15 protein-coding genes are annotated in these 22,386 nt (G+C 70.5%); 3 read left to right on the top strand and 12 right to left on the bottom strand.

Annotation, left to right across the window (positions count from 1 at the left end):
- Positions 1-89 precede the first annotated feature (89 nt).
- Together AB0K36_RS06380 and AB0K36_RS06375 are read right to left on the bottom strand one after the other, a co-directional pair.
- Positions 90-1,100 (bottom strand): LacI family DNA-binding transcriptional regulator, encoded by a 1,011-nt coding sequence (locus tag AB0K36_RS06380; protein ID WP_364589073.1) that lies wholly within the window; start codon positions 1,098-1,100, stop codon positions 90-92.
- A gap of 76 nt (positions 1,101-1,176) precedes the next feature.
- Positions 1,177-5,466 (bottom strand): discoidin domain-containing protein, encoded by a 4,290-nt coding sequence (locus AB0K36_RS06375; RefSeq protein ID WP_364589071.1) that lies wholly within the window; start codon positions 5,464-5,466, stop codon positions 1,177-1,179.
- A 321-nt stretch (positions 5,467-5,787) separates the two neighbouring features.
- Here AB0K36_RS06375 and AB0K36_RS06370 point away from each other — a divergent pair, with 321 nt between their 5' ends.
- A complete protein-coding gene (locus tag AB0K36_RS06370) occupies positions 5,788-7,515 on the top strand; it encodes an ATP-binding protein (protein ID WP_364589068.1) in 1,728 nt (575 codons plus the stop codon).
- Complete coding sequence (locus AB0K36_RS06365) at positions 7,512-8,192, top strand: DUF7342 family protein (RefSeq protein WP_364589065.1); 681 nt, start codon at positions 7,512-7,514, stop codon at positions 8,190-8,192. The genes AB0K36_RS06370 and AB0K36_RS06365 overlap by 4 nt, the downstream gene beginning before the upstream one ends.
- Positions 8,193-8,239: 47 nt before the next feature.
- Here the strand turns inward: AB0K36_RS06365 and AB0K36_RS06360 are convergent, their stop codons facing one another.
- The 5 genes from AB0K36_RS06360 to AB0K36_RS06340 form a co-directional block, all read right to left on the bottom strand.
- Positions 8,240-9,862, bottom strand: a complete 1,623-nt coding sequence (locus tag AB0K36_RS06360) for a monocarboxylic acid transporter (RefSeq protein WP_364589062.1) — start codon at positions 9,860-9,862, stop codon at positions 8,240-8,242.
- Positions 9,859-10,335 carry a DUF485 domain-containing protein gene (locus AB0K36_RS06355; protein WP_364589059.1) on the bottom strand — a complete coding sequence of 159 codons (477 nt, stop codon included), beginning with the start codon at positions 10,333-10,335 and terminating at the stop codon, positions 9,859-9,861. Before AB0K36_RS06355 ends, AB0K36_RS06360 begins: the two co-directional genes overlap by 4 nt.
- Positions 10,336-10,431: 96 nt before the next feature.
- On the bottom strand, positions 10,432-11,106 hold the full coding sequence (locus AB0K36_RS06350; RefSeq protein WP_364589056.1) for a response regulator: 675 nt from the start codon (positions 11,104-11,106) through the stop codon (positions 10,432-10,434).
- Positions 11,103-12,281 (bottom strand): sensor histidine kinase, encoded by a 1,179-nt coding sequence (locus AB0K36_RS06345; protein WP_364589283.1) that lies wholly within the window; start codon positions 12,279-12,281, stop codon positions 11,103-11,105. Before AB0K36_RS06345 ends, AB0K36_RS06350 begins: the two co-directional genes overlap by 4 nt.
- 118 nt (positions 12,282-12,399) lie before the next feature.
- Positions 12,400-14,526 (bottom strand): DNA gyrase/topoisomerase IV subunit B, encoded by a 2,127-nt coding sequence (locus AB0K36_RS06340; protein WP_364589053.1) that lies wholly within the window; start codon positions 14,524-14,526, stop codon positions 12,400-12,402.
- A gap of 433 nt (positions 14,527-14,959) precedes the next feature.
- On the opposite strand from AB0K36_RS06340, the gene AB0K36_RS06335 reads away from it, so the two are divergent.
- Positions 14,960-15,190, top strand: a complete 231-nt coding sequence (locus AB0K36_RS06335) for a DUF7455 domain-containing protein (protein ID WP_005311020.1) — start codon at positions 14,960-14,962, stop codon at positions 15,188-15,190.
- A 125-nt stretch (positions 15,191-15,315) separates the two neighbouring features.
- Here the strand turns inward: AB0K36_RS06335 and AB0K36_RS06330 are convergent, their stop codons facing one another.
- From AB0K36_RS06330 to AB0K36_RS06310, 5 genes are all read right to left on the bottom strand, one after another.
- Positions 15,316-16,146: a serine protease gene (locus AB0K36_RS06330; protein WP_364589050.1), complete on the bottom strand. Its 831-nt coding sequence runs from the start codon at positions 16,144-16,146 to the stop codon at positions 15,316-15,318.
- A gap of 159 nt (positions 16,147-16,305) precedes the next feature.
- Positions 16,306-17,859, bottom strand: coding sequence for an RNA polymerase sigma factor (locus AB0K36_RS06325; RefSeq protein ID WP_364589047.1), 1,554 nt, complete (start codon positions 17,857-17,859; stop codon positions 16,306-16,308).
- 338 nt (positions 17,860-18,197) lie between these two features.
- Positions 18,198-19,085 carry a FadR/GntR family transcriptional regulator gene (locus AB0K36_RS06320; RefSeq protein ID WP_364589044.1) on the bottom strand — a complete coding sequence of 296 codons (888 nt, stop codon included), beginning with the start codon at positions 19,083-19,085 and terminating at the stop codon, positions 18,198-18,200.
- A 160-nt stretch (positions 19,086-19,245) separates the two neighbouring features.
- Entirely contained in the window at positions 19,246-21,156 is a 1,911-nt protein-coding gene (locus AB0K36_RS06315) for an ATP-binding cassette domain-containing protein (protein ID WP_364589042.1), read from the bottom strand.
- A 284-nt stretch (positions 21,157-21,440) separates the two neighbouring features.
- Complete coding sequence (locus AB0K36_RS06310) at positions 21,441-22,205, bottom strand: NUDIX hydrolase (RefSeq protein ID WP_189474680.1); 765 nt, start codon at positions 22,203-22,205, stop codon at positions 21,441-21,443.
- Between the last annotated feature and the right edge of the window lie 181 nt (positions 22,206-22,386).

The raw sequence follows: 22,386 nt of genomic DNA, 5'->3' as shown, positions 1-22,386 counted from the left end.
GGGGAAACGCCCGCCCGATGGGGGACGTCCGCCGCAGGCGCAACGCCACCCGCAGGGGAAGGCCCGCCGCAGCCGCAACCCCGCCCGCGCTAGCCCCGCCGGACCTGCGCCGTCGACCCTCGTACCACCAGTTCCGGCTCGAACAGCAGCTCCCCCGGCGGCACCTCGCCCCCCTGGATCTGCGCGGTCAGCAGTTCGACCGCCGCCCGCCCCATCGCCTCGATCGGCTGCCGTACCGTCGTCAGCGGCGGCTCCGTGCAGTTCATGAACGCCGAGTCGTCGAAGCCGACGACCGAGACGTCGCCGGGGACGGCGAGCCCGCGCCGCCGGGCGGCGCGTACCGCGCCGAGCGCGAGCGGGTCGCTCGCGCAGATGATTCCGGTGACGCCACGGCCCAGGAGCCGACCGGTCGCGGCCTGACCGCCCTCGAGGGAGAACATCGAGCGCTCGACGTACTCCTCCGGCAGCTCCGTCCCGGCCGCCTCGGCCACCGCCTGCGCGGCCGCCAGCTTGCGGCGTGAGGGCACGTGGTCGCCGGGGCCGAGGACGAGGCCGATGTGTTCGTGGCCGAGCGAGGCGAGGTGCCGCCACGCCTGCTCGACGGCGACGGCGTCGTCACAGGAGATGCACGGGAAGTCCAGGCCGTCTATGGAGGCGTTGACGAGCACGACGGGAATCCGTCGCTCGGCGAGCAGCCGGTAGTGGTCGTGCGGGGCGTCCGCCTGCGCGAACAGGCCTCCGGCGAACACCACGCCGGAGACCTGTTGCTGGAGCAGCAGCTCCACGTAGTCGGCTTCGGAGACGCCTCCCTTGGTCTGTGTGCACAGCACGGGCGTGAGGCCCTGCTGGGCCAGCGCCCCGCCGATGACTTCGGCGAAGGCGGGGAAGATCGGGTTCTGCAGTTCGGGCAGCACGAGCCCGACGAGCCGCGCCCGCTCGCCCCGCAGCTGGGTGGGCCGCTCGTAGCCGAGGACGTCCAGGGCTGTCAGCACGGACTGGCGGGTGGCCTCCGAGACCCCTGGTTTGCCGTTGAGGACCCGGCTGACCGTGGCCTCGCTGACTCCAACCTTCTTCGCCACCTGAGCAAGTCGTCGCGTCATGCGCGCAAGGCTAGCGCAAGCCACGCAAGTGGCTTGCGCTGGCCTGGTCGGCGACCGGGCCACGCCTCGCTCGCCCCTACGGGTTGAGGTTGATCTTGAACGTGGAGGTGGTGTTCCTGATGTCCTGCGCGTTGCCGCTGAGCCGCAGGCCGTTGAAGGTGACCTCGCCGACCGCCGGGCCCTGTCCGCTCTCGGGCATCTCGTTCGCCCAGAGACCGAAGCCGGACTTGGCGTCGAAGGCGTCACCGCTCTTGCGGGCGCCGGATATGGAGATGTCGGTGAAGACGGTGTCCTTGATCGGGAACTCCGGTTGTCCTCCTTCGTACTTGGTCTGGAACATGATGCCGCTGTACGTCGGGTCGACGATGTCGACATTGCTGACGCGGATGCCCTGGAACACCTTGTCCGCGGAGAACAGCCAGATGCCGGGGAAGGTCTGCGCCCCCCAGAAGTGGCCGCCGGCCCGCACGACCGAGACGTTCTCGACCGTCGTCGGTCCGGTGCCGAACCCGTTCATCGGGTAGCCGAAGTCCAGGGAACTGATGGTGATGCCGGAGTAGACCAGGGTGTCGGCGATGTGGATGTTGCGGAAGGTGTTGTCGTAGCCGCCGTAGACGGCGACGCCCGCCGCGCGCCAGGTGAGGATCGAGGTCAGGTTCTCGTAGACGTTGTTCTTCATGTCCGCGCCGCCCGCGTCGATCGCCGAGAAGAGCGCGAAGCTGTCGTCGCCGGTCGCTCTGGCCTCGTTGTTCGACACCAGGTTGTCGGTCGAGCCGTTGGTCATGTTGACGCCGTCGGCGAACATGTTCCGGATACGCGAGTTCTTGACGGTGATCCGGTCGGTGTTGGCCCCCCAGTAGAGGCACACCATGTGCTCGTTCCAGATGTTGTCGATGACGATGTCCGACACGTTGGAGAAGTCGAACACCTTGCCCGGACCGTCGATGCGGGACGTGTAGTTGCCGAAGTAGGAGAAGTTCCTGAACGACGACCCCTTCGCCGACGCCTCGGCCCGGAACCCGATGTCGGTGTTGTCCTGCGTGGAGGGCGCACGGAACTTCGTGAACCAGGGGCCCGCACCGGTCACGTGCACGGCCTTGCCGTACACCTGGAACTTGCTCGACGTCTGGTAGTCGCCCGTCGGCAGGTACACACCGACGAGCTTGCCGGTCGTGTCCATCCGCACCCTGTCCAGGGCGTTCTGCACGTCCTGGTGGGTGAATCCGGCGGGCACGGTGTACGACGCGGGGTCCGGGTTGGCGACCGGGGCGACCTGCTCCAGGTTGATGAAGTCGATCGCGTACGACGATGTGTTGGCCGCGTCCTTCTGCAGCCTGATCACGCTGCCCGCGGGGACGGTCCCGCCGAGCATGATGTGCGCCTCGTCGTAGATGTGGCGTGGAGCCCCGGCCCCGGGCGAGTTGCCCGGCGAGGCCTCGGCCCCGTACAGCCAGGCGTACTTGGACGTGAGGTCGATCGCTTTACGGAACACGCCGTCGACGTAGACGTTCAGCGTGGCGTCGATGCCGCCGCCCCCGGGTGCGTCCGGTATGGAGAACCGGGTGACGAGGGTGTTGGTGCTCGCCCGGCTCGTGAATTCGACGTACTCGCCGGTGCTGTCGAGGGTGACCGCCTTACGGCCGGACGCCTCGCCCGCGATGTCGCCGACCGTCCGGTTCGGTCCGACGACCTGCGCGCCGCCGCCGGCCGTGCCGTCCTCGGCCTCGTACATGTCGAACGGCATGTCGGCGCCCCGGCCGACGAAGAGCGCCTGGGTGCTGGTGTTGTTCTCGCGCTTGACCGGCAGCTCGTTGGCGTCGTCGGCGACGGTCACCCTGAGCGTGTACGAGCCGTCGGCGGCCGTCCAGCTCCCCAGGTTCACCGGCGCGGTCGTCGCACCGGCGGCGATGGTGCCGCTGTAGGCGCCCGTGAAGGTCCTGACCGTCGCGCCACGGGAGTCGACCAGCGCGAGGGTGAGACCGTGGCTGCCGCCCGCGGACGCCGTGGTGCCTTGGTTCCTGACGGCGACCGAGAACGTGACGCTGTCACCGGCCGCCGGGGCGGACGGCGAGGTGGTGACGGAGGCGGCCACCAGGTCCGAGCTCGCGACCGGTTTCACCACCAGCGCGGTGGGGCTGGTGAAGGTGTTGTCGGTCTCGTTCTGCTCGATGACCGCGTTCGCCTCGTCGGCGACGGCGCTGAGTTGATAGGTACCGGCGTCGCGCGTCCCGATGGAGGCGCTGACCGTCGTCTGCGCCCCGGCCGCCAGCGGGCCGGCCTGTGCCGTGGCGACCTTGGTGCCGCCGAGCCGCAGCGCGACGGCGCTCGCCGGAGCGGCGGACGGGCCGCTGTTGCGTACCGTGGCCGACAAGGTGATCTCGTCCGACTCGACGGGCGAGGCCGGCGACGCGGTCACAGAGGTGATCGACAGGTCCGGGTTGGGAGCGGGTACGCCGAGCACCTGGAACTCGGCGATCTGCCCGGCCGTGGCCCCGGTGTTGGAGGTGAACCGGAGCTGGACGTCGGCGAGACGGGCGTCGAGCGGCACGGTGACCGTGTTGCCGCGTGCCGGGTCGAAGGCGTAGTCCTTCGCCGCCACCACGCCGGTGAACCCCGAGGCGTTCTGTCCGCGCCCGAGCACCTCGATGTTCTGGGTGCGGGCGCCCCAGGCACTGTCCGGATTCAGTTTGAGCACGACTGCGCTGACGTCCGCGTCGGCGCCGAGCTTGACGGTGAGCGTGTTCGGGTAACTGCCCGCCGCGCCCTCCCAGTAGGTGGTCACGTCGTTGTCGTTGGCGTTCTGGGCGACAAAGGTGTGGATCACCGAGGACGCGGTGATCGGCTTGGAGACGGCGAGGTTGGAGGCGGAGCCCGTGGAACCGTTGCGGGTGACGCTGTTGCTGTCGCCCGACTCGTTCCCGGCCGCGTCCTTCGCGCGCACCCGGTACGTCACCGTCTCCGACACGGGCCGGGTGTCCGTGTAGGTGGTCACGTCACCGGCGACGCTCTCGTGCAGGACGTTGCCGGCGTAGATGTCGTATCCGGCCACACCCGTGTTGTCGACGGAGGCGCCCCAGGTGAGGACGATCCGCCCGGCGACCGGCTCGGTGAAGGACAGGTTCGACGGCGCGGTGGGGGCCTGTGTGTCGCCGGAGTCGGCCCGGCGCGTCACGGTGTCGCTGTTCGCGGACTGGTTCCCGGCCGCGTCCCGGGCCCGCACGTAGTAGGAGACGGTGACGTTCGAGGGTCTGGTGTCCGTGTACGTGGTCACGTCGCCCGCCACGGCGGCGAGCAGCTGATTGTCCGCGTAGACGTCGTAGCCGGTGACCGCCGTGTCGTCGGTCGACGCCTTCCAGGTCAGCTGGATCCGGCCGGTCGCCGGCTCGGTGAAGGCGAGCTCCGCCGGGGCGCTGGGAGCCTCGGTGTCGCCGGTCGCCGGTCCGTAGATCTCGAGCTCGGACAGTTGCGCGGCCGGCTGCCCGGTGTTGGCGCTGACGAGGACGCGTACGTACCGGGTCGTGGCGGCGTCGAAGGCGATCGTCGCCGCATGGCCGCCCGCCGCGTCGAACGCGTAGCCCCTGGAGGCGGTCAGATCGGTGAAGTCGGAGCCGTTGGCGCTGCCCTGGATCTTCAGTGTCTGTGTTCGGGGGCCCCAGCCGTCCGGCAGCCGCAGCACCACGCGGTCGACGCGGACCGACGAGCCGAGGTCGGCCTGGATCCACTGCGGGAGTGCGTGATTGCGGCTCTCCCAGTAGCTGGCGCTGTTCCCGTCGCCCGCGTTCGCGGCCACGTAGACGTCGGTGTGGCTGCTCGCGGTGAGCGTGCGGCCACGGGCGAGGTTCCCCGAGGACCCGTCCGCGGCGTGGACCTCCAGTGCGGACAACTGGGCCGCCTGCCAGCCGGTGTTGGCCGTGATGTGCACCCTCACGTAGCGGGCCCGGGCCGACGGGAAGGAGACGGACACCGTGTTGGCCGAGCCCGGTGCGAAGGTGTAGGCGGCCGAGCTCTTCAGGGTGCTGAAGCTGGTGCCGTCGGCGCTGCCCTGGACGGACAGGGTCTGCGTCCGGCTCTCCCAGCCGGCCGGGAGCTTCAGCACGACCTCGTCGACGCCGGTGGTGCTGCCGAGGTCGGCCTGCACCCACTGCGGCAGGGTGCTCCCGGCGCTCTGCCAGTACGACGCCTGATCACCGTCCGTGACGTTGGCGGCGGCGTACTCGCTGTGCGAACCGCTCGCGGCGGCCGGGCGGCCCGCGGCGATGTCCGGACCGTCGGCCGCCGAGGCGGTCCACGAAGGCCGGCCGAGCATCAAAAGACTTGTGGTGATCACGGCGGAGAGGACCCGCCATCTCCAGCGTTGCGGTCTCATCTGTCCCCGATCTTCGGCCCCGTGCTCTGGTGCGACGAGGGCGCGGCTCTGACGACTCATCGGTGAAGCAGCATTTGTGCGGCGAAGTGCTGCATCTTTTGCGTTTGGCGGTCAGAGAGTTGCAGAGATATGCCGGGGCGTCCACCGTCGCGGCAGGCCCCTCCCGACCGCCCCGCACCCCTGACCCGCCGAGCATCGGCCGACACCAGGGGCTTTCATTCGCACTGTCAGGAAAATGAAAAATGACCGCAAGAAGCGCAAGCCATTTGCGCTGTGCCCACAATTTCGGAAAGCGGACGGCTGCCCTTACCGTTCCTAGGCATGAGTCCCGTTCCGACCGCCCCCGCCCGGCGACGGCGGTTCGGCTGGCCGCAGCGGGTCTTCTCACAGGTCCTGCTGATGCAGCTGACGATCGTCACCGGGGTCATCGCGCTGGCCACCGGCCTTTTCCTCGCCCCGCTCAGCGCCCAGCTCGACGACCAGGCGATGCGCCGCGCGCTCGCCATCGCGGAGACCACCGCGTCACCCGAGCTCGCCGAGGACGTGACCGGTTCCCGGCCGACCGCCGACGGCCCGGTCCAGGCGGAGGCCGAACGGATCAGGCAGGCCACCGGCGCCGAGTACATCGTGATCATGGACTGGCGCGGCGTGCGCTGGTCCCACACCTCCCCCGCCCAGATCGGCCGGATCGTCTCCACCGATCCGAGCGAGGCGCTGGCCGGGCGGGACGTGATGGAGATCGACAGCGGCACCCTCGGCCGTTCCGCCCGTGGCAAGGTGCCGCTGCGCGACGAGGACGGCCGGATCGTCGGCGCGGTGTCCGTCGGTATCGAGTACGACAGCGTGCGAGCCCGGCTGCTGGCGGCGATCCCGGGCCTGCTCGCCTACGCCGGCGGCGCACTGGCCGTGGGGGCGCTCGCCGCGTACCTGATCTCCCGCAGGCTCCAGCGGCAGACCCACGACCTGGCCTTCTCCGACATCTCCGCCCTGCTCGCCGAGCGCGAGGCGATGCTGCACGGCATCAGGGAAGGCGTCGTCGCCCTGGACGCGGCCGGGCGGGTGCGGCTGCTGAACGACGAGGCACAGCGGCTGCTCGGCGTGGGGCCGGAGGCCACGGGACGGCCGCTGGACGAGGTGCTGGGCGAGGGACGCACCAGTGACGTCCTGGCGGGACGGGTGAGCGGCGACGACCTGCTGACGGTACGGGGCAGCCGGGTCCTCGTCGCCAATCGGATGCCGACCGACGACGGCGGCGCGGTCGTCACCCTCCGCGACCGCACCGAACTGGAGCAGCTGGGCCGGGAACTCGACTCCACCCGTGGACTGATCGACGCCCTGCGCGCGCAGGACCACGAGCACGCCAACCGCCTGCACACCCTGCTCGGCCTGCTGGAGCTGGAGATGCACGAGGAGGCGGTGGAATTCGTCACCGAGGTGGTCGGGGTGCACCGGGCCACCGCGGAGCAGGTCACGGAGAAGATCCACGATCCGCTGCTCGCGGCGCTGCTCGTCGGCAAGGCGACGGTCGCGGCGGAGCGCGGGGTGTCGCTGCGGATCGCCCCCGCCACCCTGCTGCCCGATCGGCTGGTCGATCCGCGCGGACTGGTGACGATGGTCGGCAATCTGGTCGACAACGCGCTGGACGCGGCAGCGGGCACACCGGACCCTCGGATCGAGGTCGAGCTGCACACCGTCGGCAGCACGGTGATCCTCCGGGTCGCCGACAGCGGTCCCGGTGTCCCGGCCGAACACCGCGAGTTGATCTTCACCGAGGGGTGGACCACCAAGGAACTGCCGGCCCACGGCAAGCGCGGCCTGGGGCTGCCGCTCGTCCGCAGGTTCGCCGAGCGTCAGGGCGGCAGCGCCACGGTCCGCGAGTCGGCAGCCAAGGGCGCCGAATTCGTCGTCGTACTGCCCGACGCCCTGACCGAGACCGGCCCGGACGAGGACCTCCGGCGGATTCCCCGACCGCTCGACGCACCGGATCCGGGAGAGACCGGCACACCGGCTGGGGCGGGCGGCGTACGAGAGGTCCGGCAGACGCGGTGATCGACGTACTGGTCGTGGACGACGACGTCCGGGTCGCGCGCATCAACGCGGCCTATGTCGCCAAGGTGCCGGGCTTCCGCGTCGTCGCGGAGGCCCACTCGGCCACAGAGGCGCTCGCGAGGATCGCCGAGGCGCCCGTCGATCTGATCCTGCTCGATCACTACCTGCCGGACGAGAACGGGCTGTCGGTCGTCCGCGAGCTCCGCGCGCTCGGCCACCAGACGGACGTGATCATGGTGACGGCCGCCCGGGACGTGGCGACCGTCCAGGCGGCGATGCGCCACGGCGCCCTCCAGTACCTGGTCAAGCCGTTCAACTTCGCCGGACTGCGCGCCAAGCTCGAGGCGTACGCGACGTTGCGGCGTGCCCTGGACAGCGGTGGCGAGGCCGAGCAGGCCGAGGTCGACCGGATCTTCGGCACGCTGTCGGCCGGGGCGATCGCGCCGGAACTTCCCAAGGGGCACTCCCCCACCACGGCGGAGCTGGTCCGCCAGGTGCTGCTGGCTGCCGACGGCCCTCTGTCGGCCCAGGAGATCGCGGAACGGGCGGGCGTGAGCCGGCAGACCGCCCAGCGCTATCTGAAGCTCCTGGAGCGGTCGGGCAGGGTGCGGCTGACCCTCAGGTACGGCGAGACCGGCCGCCCGGAGCACCGATACGTGTGGATGGCGAGTACCTGACGCAGCCGGCCCGGACTCCGTCGGACGTCACGGCCCGCGCCCCGGCGTCAGACGGCGCCCGCCCCCGTCAGCGCCCGTACCTCGGTCTCCGCGTGCTTCGCCGCGTCCGGCGGCTCGGAGGAGACGACCGTGCCGATCCAGCCCGCCAGGAAGCCCAGCGGGATGGAGACGAGCCCCGGGTTCTCCAGCGGGAAGACATGGAAGTCCACACCCGGGAAGAGCGACCGCTCACTGCCGGAGACGACCGGTGACACCAGCACGAGCAGCACCGCGGGCACCAGGCCGCCGTAGACGGACCAGACAGCGCCGCGCGTGGTGAAGTTCCGCCAGAACAGCGAGTAGAGCAGGACGGGCAGGTTGGCGGAGGCGGCCACGGCGAAGGCCAGGCCGACGAGGAACGCGACGTTCAGGTCGCGGGCCAGCAGACCGAGCGCGATCGCGACGGCGCCGATGCAGACGGCGGCGATCCGGGCGACGGCGACCTCGCTGTACCGGCCGTCGCCGTCCTCCGCGCCCGCCGGCCCGGCCGCGCGCCGGCGCCGCAACGTCGCGTACAGGTCGTGCGCGACGGAGACCGAGGAGGCCAGCGTGATCCCCGCGACGACGGCCAGGATGGTCGCGAAGGCCACGGCGGCCACGACCGCGAACAGGACGGCACCCCCGGTGGAACCGGCCCCGCCGCCGAGGTCGAGGGCGAGCAGCGGCACGGCCGTGTTGCCGGCGGCGTTGGACGCCCGGACCTCGTCGGTGCCGACCACGGCGGCCGCTCCGAAACCGAGCACGATCGTCATCAGGTAGAAGCTGCCGATGAGACCGATGGACCAGACGACCGAGCGGCGGGCGGCCCGCGCGGTCGGCACGGTGTAGAAGCGGGACAGGATGTGCGGCAGTCCCGCCGTGCCCAGGACGAGCGCCAGGCCGAGGCTGATGAAGTCCAGACGGGCGGTCCAGTCCCCGCCGTACCGCAGGCCCGGCGCGAGGAAGTCCTTGCCGTGTCCGCTGCGTGCGGCGGCGGATTCGAGCAACTGGTCGAAGTCGCCGTGGAACCGCATCAGAACCAGCACGGTCATCGCGATCGCGCCCGCCATCAGCAGCACGGCCTTCACGATCTGGATCCAGGTGGTGGCCCGCATCCCTCCCATGGACACGTAGATCACCATCAGCGCTCCCACGCCGATGACGGTCCACGACCGGGCGGCCTCGCTCGTGCCGCCCAGCAGCAGCGCGACCAGGCTCCCGGCTCCCACCATCTGCGCCACCAGATACAGGACGGAGACGGTGACCGAGGAGGTTCCGGCCGCGATGCGCACCGGCCGTTCCTTCATCCTGGCGGCGACGACGTCGGCGAGGGTGAACCGGCCGCAGTTGCGCACCAGTTCGGCGACGAGCAGGAGCACGACGAGCCAGGCGACCAGGAAGCCCACGGAATAGAGCATCCCGTCGTAGCCGTAGAGCGCGATGAGCCCGGAGATGCCGAGGAAGGAGGCGGCCGACATGTAGTCACCGGCGATGGCGAAGCCGTTCTCCATCGGGGAGAACAGCCGCCCGCCCGCGTAGAACTCCTCCGCGGAACCGTGCCTGTTGCGGCTCACCCAGGTGGTGATGCCGAGGGTGACCGCGATGAACGCGCTGAACAGGAGCAGGGCGAGCGCCTGGTGGTCCCCGTTCAACGCCCGGCCCCTCTCGTCATCTCCTGCGTGTCCCACCGCAGGTCGAGCGCGGCCCGGTCCCTCCGCAGCCTGGCGTGGCGGGTGTACGCCCAGGTCAGCAGGAAGGTGGTCAGGAACTGTGCGAGTCCCGCGACCATCGCGACGTTGACCGCCCCGGCGACCGGCCTCGCCATCAGCCCCGGCGCGGTCGTGGCCGCGACGACGTACGCCAGGTACCACACGAGGAAGGCGGCGGACGCGGGCACGACGAACCGCCGGTAGCGGGCGCGCACTTCCTGGAAGGCCTCGCTGCGCTGCACTTCCAGATAGATGTCGGCGGCGCTGCGTCCGGCCGTCAGGTCCTCCCCGCCGAGCGGCGCGCCGGGGGCAGGGGCTCCGGTGCTGTCCCGGTCGCTCCAGCCCGAGGCCAGCGCGTCGTGCCACGGGTCCTCGAGCCGCACTTGGGCGGTGTCCGGGCCTTCCTGCTTCTCCACGCTCACTTCTCCTCGCCGACGAACCGTTTCGGCCGCCTGCCCAAGGATGGACAAGGTGGGAAGATCCAGGACTCTTCTTTGGGGGTCTTCACCCCATCAGGTGACGTTTGTCCCCGGAGGCTTCGCGAGACCCTCCCGATAGGCGTACCGGACCGCCTGTGCCCGGTCGTGGAGGCCGGCCTTCGCGAACAGGTTGTTGATGTGGGTCTTGACGGTGGCGGTGGAGATGCCCAGCCTCCCGGCGATGTCCGTGTTCCCCAGGCCCTCGGCGATCAGGGCGAGCACCTCGCCCTCGCGGGCGGTCAGCCCGTCGGGCAGCCGGGGACCGGTGGGCGGCGGCTCCGCCGTGACCTGTTCGAGCAGGCGCCGCTGGACCACCGGGGACAGCCCGCCCCGGCCGGCGACGACGTCCTGGATCGCCCGTACGATCTCGTCCCCGTCGGCGTCCTTCGTGAGGTATCCCCGCGCGCCGGCCCGCAGCGCGGGAAAGAGTGAGTCGTCGTCCGCGTAGGTGGTGAGCACGACGACCTGGGTGGCGGGGTACTCGCCGCGGATGCGGCGGGTGGCCTCCACACCGTCGACCCGTGGCATCCTCAGGTCCATCAGGACGACGTCGGGCGACAGTTGGGCGACGAGCGCGAGAGCCTCCTCCCCGTCCCTGGCCGACCCGACGACCTCGATGCCGGGCAGCAGTCCCAGCAGCATCACGATGCCCTCGCGCACCACCGCCTGGTCGTCGGCGACGACGACCCGCGCGATCTCCCCGGTCATGCCGGCACCCGCAGTCGCACCACGAACCCCTCCCCCTCCGGTCCCGCCTCGAGCGTGCCGCCGAGCAGTTCCGCACGCTCGCGCATACCGAGCAGACCGTACCCGGCGCCGGAACCTCCGAGCTCGCTGAATGTCCCCGGCCCGTCCGGCACCGCGGGTCTCCCCGAATCCCTCACTTCCAGGACCACTTCGCCATCCAGGTAGGCGAGCAGCATCCGGACCACCGCCCCCGGCGCGTGCTTGCGGACATTGGTCATCGCCTCCTGCGCCACCCTGCGCACCGCCTGGGAGGCGTCCGCGGACAACTGCCGCCGCGCCCCGGTGACTTCGGTGGACACCGGACCGCTTTCCGCCAGCTCCCGCAGGTACTCCTCCACGGGCGCCATCTCACCGCGCAGCGCCGACAGCGCCTGCCGGGTCTCCGCCAGTCCTTCGCGGGCCATGCCGCGGGCGGCGACGACCCGCTCCAGGATCCGGTCACGGAAGGGCCCTTCCGGGCCTCGTTCGATCTGCAGCCGGGCCGCTTCCAGGTGCACCAGCTGCGCCGACAGGCTGTGCGCCAGCACATCGTGGATCTCCCGGGCGATCCTGGCCCGCTCGGCGAGAGCGGCGGAGACCGCCTCGGCCTCACGGGCCGCCCGCTCCTGCGCGAGCAGCCGGAAGCCCGCGCCTCGGGCCTGGGCGTCGAGACGCAGGGCGCATCCGCCGAGCACGACGGCGGCGGTGGTGAGCAGTGCTCCGAGCGTGCTCTCCGCGGTCAGCAGGAATCCGGCCACCGGAAGCGTGACGATCGCGACGACAGGGGCCACCGGCAGCCGCTCGATCGCCATGAGTGCGACAGAGACCCACAGCACCATGGCCGGGACGTCCGCCCCTGCGGCGTGCGCACCGAGGCCGGTGGCCGCGATGATGCCGAGCAGCCCCAGCGAGGCGGACAGCCGGTTGTCGAGAGTGGTGCGGTGGTAGCGCGCGGCGGACGCCGCACAGCCGAGGAGGCCCAGCGGCGGAAGCACCGCCCCCCAGCCGTGGAAGACCTCGGACATGTACGCGCTGTACACCGCCCACGACGACAGGGCGGCGAGCAGCGCGATGTCGAGCACGTGCCGGGCCCGCGGGACACCGATGCCGGACAGGGCCTCGCGGGTGGGCCACTCGGTCCATCTGCTCCTGGGCACGCCGGGCACGTGTGTCCTCCTCCGTCGCACCCGATGCTAGGGAGCGGGGAGCCCGGCCGGATCGGACCAGGGGTGGAGACCTCGGCTCCACCCCTGGGTGCACGTCCGGTCGTACCGGTCAGGCGTCGATGCGCGAGCGGTCCAGAGTGGCCGCCGAACTGGTGATGAACTCCTTACGGGGAGCGACCTCGTTGCCCATGAGGAGGTCGAAGACCTGCTCGGAGGACTCCAGGTCCCCGATGTTGATCCGGCGCAGGGTCCGGTGGCGCGGATCCATGGTGGTCTCCGCCAGCTGGTCGGCGTCCATCTCACCGAGGCCCTTGTAGCGCTGGATGGAGTCCTTGAAGCGGACACCCTTGCGCTGGAACTCCAGCAGGGTCTGCCGCAGCTCGTTGTCCGAGTACGTGTAGACGTACTTGTCCTGGCCCTTCTTGGGCTGGATCAGCTCGATCCGGTGCAGCGGCGGCACGGCGGCGAACACCCGGCCGGCCTCCACCATGGGCCGCATGTAGCGCTGGAAGAGCGTCAGCAGCAGACAGCGGATGTGCGCGCCGTCGACGTCGGCGTCGACCAGCAGGACGATTTTGCCGTAGCGGGCGGCGTCGATGTCGAACGTCCGGCCCGAGCCGGCCCCTATGACCTGGATGATCGCCCCGCACTCCGCGTTCTTCAGCATGTCGGAGACGGACGACTTCTGGACGTTGAGGATCTTGCCGCGGATCGGCAGAAGGGCCTGGAACTCGCTGTTGCGCGCGAGCTTGGCGGTACCGAGCGCCGAGTCGCCCTCGACGATGAAGAGCTCGCTGCGCTCCACGTCGTCGCTGCGGCAGTCGGCGAGCTTGGCGGGCAGGGACGAGGACTCAAGGGCCGTCTTCCTGCGCTGCGCCTCCTTGTGCTGACGTGCGGCGATACGCGTACGGGCGGCCGCCACGGCCTTCTCCAGCACCGCGCGGGCCTGCGCCTTGGCGTCCCGCTTGGTGGACGTCAGGAAGGCCTTGAGCTCCTTGGCCACCACGTTGGCGACGATCCTGTTGGCCGCCGAGGTGCCGAGGACCTCCTTGGTCTGACCCTCGAACTGCGGCTCCGCGAGGCGGACGGTGACGACGGCGGTGAGGCCCTCGAGCGCGTCGTCCTTGACGATGTCGTCCTCGGCGACGCGCAGCATCTTGGCCGAGCGCAGCACCTCGTTCATCGTCTTGGTCACGGAGCGTTCGAAGCCGGTCACATGGGTGCCGCCCTTGGGGGTGGCGATGATGTTGACGAAGGACTTGAGCGTGGTGTCGTAGCCGGTGCCCCAGCGCAGGGCGATGTCGACGCCGAGCTCGCGGGTGACCTCCGTCGGGGTCATGTGGCCGCGCTCGTCGAGGACGGGGACGGTCTCCTTGAACGTGCCCTGGCCGGTGAGCCTCAGCACGTCACAGACCGGCTTGTCCTGGGCCAGGTACTCGCAGAACTCGCTGATCCCCCCGTCGAAGCGGAAGGTCTCCACGCTCTTGCCCTCGCCGCCGGCGTCGGTCAGGCCGCGCTCGTCGTGGACGACGATGGTCAGGCCGGGGACGAGGAAGGCGGTCTGGCGGGCGCGCTGGTGCAGCGTCTCCAGGGAGAGCTTGGCGTCCTTGAGGAAGATCTGGCGGTCCGCCCAGTAACGGACACGGGTGCCGGTCCTGGCCTTCGGGACGCGCTTGCCCTTGCGCAGGCCGTTCGCCGGGTCGAAGGGGGCGTCGGGGCCGGACTCGGTGAAGATGCCGGGCACACCGCGCCGGAAGCTGATCATGTGGGTCGCGCCGCCGCGGTCGACCTCGACGTCGAGGCGGGCGGAGAGCGCGTTCACCACAGAGGCGCCGACACCGTGGAGACCGCCGGACGCCGCGTAGGAGCCACCGCCGAACTTGCCACCGGCGTGCAGCTTGGTCATCACGACCTCGACCCCGGAGAGTCCGGTCTTGGGCTCCACGTCCACGGGGATGCCGCGGCCGTTGTCCCGGACCTCGACGGAGCCGTCCTCGTGGAGGATCACCTCGATGTGGTCGCAGTGGCCGCCGAGGGCCTCGTCGACGGAGTTGTCGATGATCTCCCAGAGGCAGTGCAGGAGACCACGGCTGTCGGTCGAGCCGATGTACATGCCAGGTCGTTTGCGAACCGCCTCGAGCCCCTCCAGGACGAGCAGGTGCCGCGCGGTGTAGTTGGAGCCGTCACGGTCTGCTGTCAGCAGTGCGGTGGACGGCACGGACGATTCGGCGGTCACGCGGTTCGCTCCTCGCTGAATTTCAAATGTGGCCAAGGGGGGTACGGGCCCGGCGTCGGTCGCCGGTCAGAGCGTACCGAGGCCTGGTAGAGCCGATGTAACGCCACCCACCTGATTTCTCATGCTAGTCCAGCTTCGCATGGGTGTTCGATCCCTCGATGGAGTGACGTGCACATCACGTTCCCATCGGGGCATGAACCATTTAGGCTCCGGGCACGTCCTCATCAACAACCGGCAACCCGGCCGGGAGGGCCAAACGAGACAAGCAACGCGAAATCCGTAGAGCGAAGCAATACGGCTCATTCGCCGCCAACCGGCAGCAGACAGCCACCTCGGGAAAAAGTTTCGAGGAAAAGCCACGAGCGGGAACGTTTTCGGCCTGGTTGGATGTTGACCCTGGTACGACAGCTCGTCGAGCTAGAGAAGAGGCGACGTGACTACTGTTCTGACCCCCGCGAGCCCGCTGACGGCCGCTGACCGCTGCGACCGCTGCGGCGCCCAGGCTTATCTGCGCGTCGTACTGATCAGCGGTGGTGAACTGCTCTTCTGTGCCCACCACGGGCGCAAGTTCGAGCCGGAACTCAAGAAGATCGCCGCGGAAATACAGGATGAGACGGACCGCCTGACGGCCGTGCCGGCAGACACCGGCGAAGAGGATCACTGACACCTCACATCCCGACGAGCCAAGGGCCGGTCCAGGACCGGCCGATGGGCGGCTCCCCCGGCCACCGGGGGAAGCCGCCCGCTCTCGTTCCGTGACCTTTTTCCGTGCTCGTCCGGCCGGTCCGGTCAGTCGGCGCCGGCCGTCGGCTGCACCACCGCGGAGACCCGCGTGTAGACGCCAGGCCCGTCAGGGCGCCCGCAGCCACTGCCCCAGGAGACCAGGCCGATGAGCCTGCCCCGGGCGACCAGCGGGCCCCCGCTGTCCCCCTGGCAGGCATCGTGCCCGCCCTGGGGATCTCCCGCGCACACCATCGTGGAAGGTGTGTACCTGCTGCCCTGTCCGCCGGGGTAGGCGTTGGCGCATGTCTCGTCCGGCAGGACCGACACCTTCGCCGCCCGCAGCGACGAGGCGTAACTGCCGTTGCCCTGTGTGTCACCCCAGCCGTAGACGGTCGCGGCCGTCCCCACCTCGTACGCCGGGTCCCCCGGCCCCGCCACCGGCAGCACATGATCCTCGGGCAGGGCCTTCTCGAGGGTCAGCAGCGCCATGTCGGGACTGTTCGTCACCGGGTCGTACCCGGGCGTGATCCACGTTTCCCGTACGGGCACCTCCTGACCGCCGGCACCGGCGAGCTCCGATCGGCCCGCGATGACCCGCAGATCGCGCACGGACGACGCGTCCTTGCCGAGGACGGCGTTGCTCAGACAGTGGGCCGCTGTCATCACCTTGGTGGGCGCCACGACCACACCTCCGCAGAACTGTCCGCTCCGCGCTGGGCCGAACCGGTCACGGCTGGCCAGCGCGACCACCCATGGACTGTCGTCGGCACGGACCTCGTACCCGCCGACGACGACGCTGTCGGCGGCGGCGGGGAAGGACATCGCCGGTGTTGTCACGACCGCTGCTGCGATCAGAGCCGGCACCCCGGCGAGGCTTCGGGCAGTGGGGCGACGCATACGGTCTCCTGACTCTGCGTGAATCCGATCCCACCCAGAGTCGTCCAGCCGGCCGTCCCGCGCACCCTCGCGCCACGCCGAAGGGCCCGGCTCCCCCATGGGGATCCGGGCCCTTCGAAGCCGTTCGCCGCGCGTGCCCGCGCCTCGATCAGGTGCGGCCTAGTCGAGGTAGTCGCGCAGGACCTGCGACCGCGACGGGTGACGCAGCTTGGACATCGTCTTGGACTCGATCTGCCGGATGCGCTCTCGCGTCACGCCGTAGACCTTGCCGATCTCGTCCAGGGTCTTCGGCTGGCCGTCCGTGAGACCGAAGCGCATGGACACCACGCCCGCCTCACGCTCGGACAGGGTGTCGAGCACCGAGTGGAGCTGCTCCTGCAGGAGGGTGAAGCTGACCGCGTCGGCCGGGACGACCGCCTCGGAGTCCTCGATCAGGTCACCGAACTCGCTGTCGCCGTCCTCGCCGAGCGGGGTGTGCAGCGAGATCGGCTCACGGCCGTACTTCTGGACCTCGATGACCTTCTCGGGGGTCATGTCGAGCTCCTTGGCCAGCTCCTCCGGGGTGGGCTCACGGCCCAGGTCCTGGAGCATCTGGCGCTGGACGCGCGCGAGCTTGTTGATGACCTCGACCATGTGCACCGGGATACGGATGGTGCGGGCCTGGTCGGCCATGGCGCGGGTGATCGCCTGACGGATCCACCAGGTGGCGTACGTGGAGAACTTGTAGCCCTTGGTGTAGTCGAACTTCTCGACCGCGCGGATCAGACCGAGGTTGCCCTCCTGGATCAGGTCCAGGAAGAGCATGCCGCGGCCCGTGTAGCGCTTGGCCAGCGAGACGACCAGCCGGAGGTTGGCCTCCAGCAGGTGATTCTTGGCGCGACGGCCGTCCTCGGCGATGATCTCGAGCTCACGCTTGAGCTTCGGCGCCAGCTTGTCGGAGTTCGCCAGCTTGTCCTCGGCGAACAGACCGGCCTCGATGCGCTTGGCGAGCTCGACCTCCTGCTCGGCGTTGAGCAGGGGGACCTTGCCGATCTGCTTCAGGTAGTCCTTGACCGGGTCGGCGGTGGCACCGGCGACCGCGACCTGCTGCGCCGGCGCGTCGTCCTCGTCGTCGTCGGAGAGGACGAAGCCCTTGCTCTCGCCCTCGGGCTCTTCCTCGTCGCCCTTGCCCGCGGGCTGGGCCTCGTCGAGCAGCTCCTCGCCCTCGGCGTCGTCGCTGTCCTTCTTGGCGGTGGTCTTCTTCGCCGCCGTCTTCTTGGCGGTGGCCTTCTTCGCCACCGTCTTCTTGGCCGTCGCCTTCTTGGCGGCCGCCTTCTTCGCGGGCGCGGTCTCCGAGGACTCGTCGGCCGGGACCTCGACGGTCTCGGCCGTCGGGGCCGCGGTGGCCGCGACGGTCTTCGCCGTGGTGGTCTTGGCGGCGACGGTCTTGGTGGCGGTGCGCTTCGCCGGGCTCTTCGCTGCGACGCTCTTGCGGGCGCGCTTCGGCGACTCCGCTGCACTGACCATCAGCGTCACACCCTCTTCCTCGAGGATCTGATTGAGGCTGCGCAGAACATTCTTCCACTGGGTTGGCGGAATCTGGTCAGCTTCGAAGGCACGACGCACGTCATCGCCGGCGATCTGCCCATCAGCCTTTCCCCGCTCGATGAGCGCCATCACAGACTCGGACTCGGCGATCTCCGGCGGGAGCGTACGGGATGTGCTGGCCGACACGAACAACCTCTCGGAACGATGGAAACGGCTTCCGGCCCCACCCATGATCGGGCCGGAGCCGACGACCACCGGGCTGCGGATGTGCCGGTGGCGCGGGCAAAACCCAGGAGCTGTCACAGCGCCATGTACGGCGGCTGTATTCCCTCCTCGGCTGTCACCTCTTAGGTCATCGCGCTGTCTCGAGGAGTGTTACGCCCAATCCACGTGGCCCGAGTCACACCCCAAATGCCGCTTTAGGGTCAAAGTGGTGCGATCGGTGCGGCGCGAGTCGCCGGACCCCCTGGGAATCCGGCGACATGCAGCCCGAACAGCGTCGCACGCGCCGACCGCCGCCGCGGTCAGTGCTCACGCGGCGCGGGGACCGCTCGCTCCACTTCCGGGTGAACGGTGAGCAGCCGGCGCATGGCGGACTCGGCGGCGTGGGCGTCACCCGAGGCGAGGGCGTCCGCGATGTGGGCGTGATGCGACAGGGACGCCTCGGTCGGGCGGTCACAGCCCGTGACCGGGCCGCCGGACACCTGGAGCGCGGCCGAGACGATCCCCGAGAGGTGCTCGAGCATGCGGTTGCCCGCGAGCTGGATGAGCAGGGAGTGGAATTCGGCGTCGGCGCGCGAAAAGGTGAGGCCGTCACCCTGAGCCAGGGCGTGACCCATGATCTCGACCATGTCACCGAGGCGCTGCTGGACGTCCTCACGGCCGTGACCGGCGGCGAGGCGGGCGGCCAGCGGCTCGATCGTCCAGCGCAGCTCGCTCAGCTCCCGGCGCTGGTCGTCACGCTGCGGGCCGAAGGCACGCCACTCGATGATGTCGGGGTCGAGGAGGTTCCAGTCACTGACGGGCCGGACGCGGGTGCCGACATTGGGGCGGGCGCTGACCAGCCCCTTCGCCTCGAGGACACGGAGGGACTCGCGCACGACCGTGCGGGAGACCTCGAAGCGCTGACCGATCTCCTCGGGGACGAGCGGACGGTCGGCCCCGAGATCGCCCGAGACGATCATCTGGCCGAGCTGCTGGACGAGTTGGCCGTGCAGGCCGCGACCGCGGCTGCCTGCCGTACGGCGGCCCACCCGGCCCAACTCGGTGTCGGACGCCTCCCAGGCGGGAGGACCGACGCGATCGGCCGCAGGCGACTCCCCGTAGCCGTAGCGGTCGAGTTCGCCCGGACCGGCCAGACCGGTCTCGGCGGGGCGGGCGGGGGGCATCATGGTGTGCGCAAGGGTACTCACGCATCCTTTGTCGGCTCAGCTTCCGAGCCCCTTGAGGTCTTTGGTGAAAAGCACACGAAAGGGTGATCGGCGCTCACCCCGCAATTGACGCCTTATCGGAAAGAAACGGGCATTCCCCAGGACGTTGTGGGCAGTTCACGGACAGCCGGTCGCCCTATGATCACCAAAAGGCCCTCCGGCGAAGGCCGGTGAACACATACGCGCAGATCAGGGCCACCAGCGACAACACCAGCGCGGCGCCCACGGGTTGCGCCGGCAACCGCATCGCGGCAATCAGCCAGCGATCCGCCTGCTGCGGAAGCTCGACCCAGGCCGGCTCCCGGAGCCTGCCGGGAAGTCCGGCGATCGAACGGACTGCCGGTACGACGAGCACCTTGTGTGCGAGGGGCGCCACGAGGACCGGCACGGCGAGAACCGCGGCGACTCCTGCCGCGGTGACGCGGAAGACTCCCGCGGCCAGCAGGCCCGACCATGCGCAGCCGACGCAGAGCGCACCCCAACCGGCCGCCAGAGCGGACCAGTCGGGCGGCACGGCCACCGATTCCGGCCCGAACACGAGCCGGAGCGCCTGCACATCGAGGACCACCACGAGGACCGCGAGCACGACGGCGGCTGCCGCCGTCACGACGAGCTTGGCCAGAAGCAGCCCCAGCCTGCGGGGCACCGTGCCCCGCGCGGACGCGAGAGCGGGGTAACGGAACTCCTCACCGAAGGCGAGCGCGCCGATCAGCCCGGCCCCGAACGCCGCCGGAGGCAGCGGCAGGAAGCCTGGCCAGGCGGCGACGGTGTGCGGCTTCACCGCGGTCGCGCCGGTCCGGGCGAGCACGAGGCACAGGGCGAGCGAAGCGGCAACCGCGGCCAGAGCGATCAGCGGAGAGGTCCGGACACCGAGGAGCCGGCGGAGCTCGTAGCGCAGTGGCCACCGGGGACCGCGCACCGGTCGCGGCCCCCGCGGGACAGCTGCCGCGCCGCCGGAGTCGCCGGGGGCGTCGGAGGTGGGGGCGGGCGTGCGCTTGAGGGCGGGGGCCGGGGCTGGAGGCTCCGAGGCTGCGGACGGCACAGGAGCTGAGGGCGGGACTGGAGGCCCTGACGCTGCGGACGGCACAGGAGCTGAGGCCGGGGAGGCAGTCGATGGCGGGAGAGGTGCGGGACTCCGGGCAGGTGCGGTCACGCCGACGGGCCCTGTCTCGGTCGCGGGAGCCGCGTCGCCGACCTCCTCGGTGAGGCGGTGGACGAGCACGCCGTGCCGGAAAGCGGTCTCACCCACCTCGGCGCAACTGGTGCCGAAGACGGCGAGCACACCGCTACCCTCGGCGACCACCTCGACCGAGCGCCGCTCCGCGCGCGCTTCGCGCGCGAGGACGGCGGAGAGCCGGGCCGCATGCGGGGTACGGACGGCGACCCGGGGCCGGAGCCGGGTCCGCGAGAACTCAGCCGCCTCCTGGTCCGCGAGCAGGCGCCCCTCGTGCAGCGTGACGACGCGATCGGCGATCCGGGCGGCCTCCTTGGGCTCGCGCAGCGTGCACAGAACCGTTCCGCCATGGGCTGCGTGCGCCCGCAGCAGTGCGAACAGCCAGCTTCTGTCGCGGGGCGAGAGCCCCCGGACGGGGTCGTCGAGGACCAGCGTCTGCGGGTCGCCGAGAAGGGCGGACGCCAGCCCCAGCCGGCGGGCCATACCGAGGGAGAGCCTCCCCAGCTGCTCCTGCGCGAGTCCGCCGAGGCCCACGACGTCGAGCAGCTCGTCGGCACGGGACGCGGGCACCCCGACAGCGGCACTCAGCATCCGCAGCTGACCGCGCACGGTCCTGGCGGGATGTCCCGGCACATCGCCGAGAAGGGCCCCCACCTCGCACGCGGGGTTGGCGATGCGATGCAAGGGGTTACCGCGGAAGTACGTGAATCCGCGGCCGGCCTCGAGCCCCAGGACGAGCCTCAGAGCCGTCGTCTTCCCGGCGCCGCTTGCGCCGAGCAGGACGGTGACCCGACCGGAACGGGCTTCGAAGGTGAGATCGTCGACGGCGGGCGGGTGCTCTCTGCGACGGGTGCTGGTCAGCCCGATGGCCTGGAGCATCGCTTCTCTCGCCTCTCTCGCGGAAGGTGAGACCGCTCAGCGGCAGCACGGATACCGGAGCAAGATAACTCGATATTTCAGACTTCTTGCGCATCGTCGGACGTCCCGGGTGTCAGGCCACGGCGAGAGACCGCACCTCCGTCCCGCCATGGGCCCGCGTCTCGAACTGCCGGGAGGCCCCTCGAGCCGTGCCATGCCGTGTCGTTCCGTGCCGTGCCGTGCCGCGCCATGCCATGCCGCGCCCGCGCACGCGGCGCCCTGGGCGCGCCGCCACCGCCCCGGAATCAGACCTCGGGCCGGAGCATCGGGGGGTTCAGAATCGTGGCGCCACCGGCCCGGAAGAGCTGGGCGGGCCGGCCACCCTGCCGGGTGGTCGTGCCGCCGGCCGGGACCAGGAATCCCGGTGTACCGGTCACCTTGCGGTGGAAGTTGCGGGGGTCGAGGGCGACGCCCCACACCGCCTCATACACCCTCCGCAGCTCTCCGACCGTGAACTCCGGCGGGCAGAACGCCGTGGCCAGGGACGAGTACTCGATCTTGGAACGGGCCCGTTCCACACCGTCCGCCAGGATCACCGCGTGGTCGAAGGCGAGCGGCGCCTCCTGTTCGTCCTCCCGTGCGAAAGCGGTGTCCCGGGCAAGGAGCTCCTCGACCGGCGCCCAACGGGCGCTGTTCGCGTCGCCGCCGGCACGGGGCGCCGGCAGGTCCGGGGCAAGCACGAGATGCGCGACGCTCACCACCCGCATCCGTGGATCACGCTTGGGGTCGCCGTAGGTGGCGAGCTGTTCCAGGTGGGCACCGTTGGCCGATCCCGGAGAGGCGGGGTCGTGGGCGCACAGTCCCGTTTCCTCGGCCAGTTCGCGCGCGGCCGCCGCCGACAGGTCCTCGTCGCCCCTGACGAAGCCTCCGGGCAACGCCCACCGTCCCTGGAACGGCGGCTCGCCGCGGCGTACGACGAGGGCGCAGAGCGCATGCCGACGCACGGTGAGCACGACCAGGTCGACAGTGACGGCAAAGGGCGGGAAGGCCGACGGGTCGTAGGGCGACATGCGGCGATCATAGTCGTCTGCCTGACGATAAACACAGCCTTCCACGCCTGCGCCCATCGTTTTCGGCCCGGCTCCGGACGTCCATCGCCGTCGGCCCCCCACCTCCCAAGTGGAGCCCGCCTGCGGCCGGCTCGACCGTCGCTGAACCACTGCGGGCCACCGCGGACCGCCGCGGGGCCGA

This window comes from Streptomyces kurssanovii, from assembly GCF_040677245.1.
Lineage (GTDB): Bacteria > Actinomycetota > Actinomycetes > Streptomycetales > Streptomycetaceae > Streptomyces > Streptomyces kurssanovii.
Note: the sequence above shows the minus strand (reverse complement) of the source record. Positions and strands in the feature narration are given on the sequence as shown.